Below are 1,996 nucleotides of genomic sequence, written 5' to 3' on the forward strand. Positions count from 1 at the left end.
CGGGACCCAGGTCGAACGTCACGAGGCCTCCTGTGTCTCAGGACTGCGCCACATGAGCGCCACGCGCGTGGCGACCGCGACGACCGTGCCGTGCTGATTGCGTCCGGTATGGCGCAGCGTCACGATGCCCTGACCGCGGCGCGATGCCGACGGCCGCTTGTCGACGACCTCGGTCTCGGTGGTCAGCGTGTCACCGTGGAACAGCGGCGCCGGGAACGAGATGTCGGTGAGGCCGAGCTGCGCGACGAGCGTACCCTGTGTGATCTGCGACACGGATGCCCCGACCATGGTCGAGAGCGTCCACATCGAGTTCATGAGGCGCTGCCCGAACGGCTGCTCCTCGGCGAACGCGGCGTCGAGGTGCAGCGCCTGGGTGTTCATCGTGAGCGACGAGAACAGCACGTTGTCGGCCTCGGTGGCGGTGCGTCCCGGTCGGTGCAGGTAGCGGGCGCCGAGCTGCAGCTCGTCGTAGTACAGGCCGCGCTGGACGATCGCGGGCGTCTCGTCGGTCACGGGTGCCACGCTACCCTCACGCGACGCCGAGTGCCCGGGCGATCACGAGGAGCTGGACCTCGTTCGTGCCCTCGCCGATCTCGAGGATCTTCGAGTCGCGGTAGTGGCGTCCGACCGAGTACTCGTTCATGAACCCGTTGCCGCCGAACACCTGCGTGGCGTCGCGCGCGTTGTCCATGGCGGCGTCGCTCGCCGTGAGCTTGGCCATCGCCGCCTCGGTCTTGAACGACTTCCCTGCGTCGCGCAGACGCGCCGCGTGGTGCCACGCGAGCCGCGCCGCATGCACCCGCTGCTGCATGCGCGCCAGCAGGAACTGCATGCCCTGCCGTGTCGCGAGCGGCTCGCCGAACACGGTGCGCTCCTTCGCATAGTCGACAGCGGCTTCGAGGCATCCCTCGGCCGCCCCCGTCGAGAGCGCGGCGATCGCGATGCGCCCCTCGTCGAGGATGTGGAGGAAGTTCGCGAAGCCGCGCCCGCGCTCCCCCAGCAGGTTCGCCTCGGGCACGCGCGCGTCCTGGAACGTGAGCGGGTGGGTGTCGGAGGCCCGCCACCCCACCTTGTCGTAACCGGGCTCGACGGTGAAGCCGGGTGTGCCGTGGGGGACGACGATCGTCGAGATCTCTTTGCGCCCGCCGCTCTCGCCCGTCACCGCGGTGACCGTCACGAACCGGGTGATGTCGGTTCCCGAGTTGGTGATGAACTGCTTCGACCCGTTGATCACCCACTCGCCGCCGTCGAGGCGTGCGGTCGTGCGGGTGGCGCCGGCATCCGACCCCGCCTCCGGCTCGGTCAGGCCGAATCCCGCAAGGGCGCGGCCCGCGAGCAGGTCGGGCAGCAGATCCTGCTTCTGCTCCTCGGTGCCGAAACGGAACACCGGCATCGCGCCGAGGCTCACCCCGGCTTCCAGGGTGATGGCGATCGACTGATCGACGCGTCCGAGCGCCTCGATCGCGAGGCACAGCGCGAAGTAGTCCCCGCCTTGCCCGCCGTACTTCTCGGGGAAGGGCAGGCCGAACAGTCCCAGCTCGCCCAACTGAGCCACGACGTCCAGCGGCAGCGTGTGGGTGCGGTCCGCCTCGTACGAGCGCGGCGCCACGACCTCGTCGGAGAACTGGCGGACCATGCCGGCGAGTTCGCGCTCGTCGTCGCTCAGGTCGTAGCCGTCGTAGCTGTTCATCATGCTCCTCAGGGTGTCAGGAGGTGGATGCGGGTGCCTCATGGATCCCCGCAGGGATGTCGGAAGAGTCGACGGGTGATCTCGATCCGCTCGCAGAGCGAGCACTCGATCCAGCGGCCGCGTCCTCGGCGGCGGCCTGCACGTGGGCGAGCACCTGATCGCGGCGCACCTGGTCACCCACCGCGACGTCGACGCGTACGACGCCGTCGTGCGGCACGAGGACCGGGTGCTCCATCTTCATCGCCTCGATGGTGACGATGCGGTCGCCCGTCGCCACCGTGGCGCCATCGACGACGTGTACGGCCA

At 69.5% G+C, this 1,996-nt stretch carries 3 protein-coding genes; all 3 read right to left on the reverse strand.

What is annotated here, in order from left to right; translation table 11 throughout:
* Positions 1-18 precede the first annotated feature (18 nt).
* Entirely contained in the window at positions 19-513 is a 495-nt protein-coding gene (locus EIO58_RS16945; protein ID WP_240658966.1) for a MaoC family dehydratase, read from the reverse strand.
* A 16-nt stretch (positions 514-529) separates the two neighbouring features.
* Complete coding sequence (locus EIO58_RS16950; protein WP_127820451.1) at positions 530-1,690, reverse strand: acyl-CoA dehydrogenase family protein; 1,161 nt, start codon at positions 1,688-1,690, stop codon at positions 530-532.
* A 16-nt stretch (positions 1,691-1,706) separates the two neighbouring features.
* On the reverse strand, positions 1,707-1,996 hold a 290-nt coding region (locus EIO58_RS16955), incomplete at its 5' end, for an acetyl-CoA carboxylase biotin carboxyl carrier protein subunit (RefSeq protein WP_342447993.1).

The sequence above is a fragment of the Microbacterium sp. CPCC 204701 genome (genome assembly GCF_004010105.1).
Taxonomy (GTDB): Bacteria; Actinomycetota; Actinomycetes; order Actinomycetales; family Microbacteriaceae; genus Microbacterium.

Excerpts from the sequence above, each read along its gene's own strand:
- EIO58_RS16950 (WP_127820451.1), bottom strand. The coding sequence starts at position 1,690 with ATGAACAGCTACGACGGCTACGACCTGAGCGACGACGAGCGCGAACTC.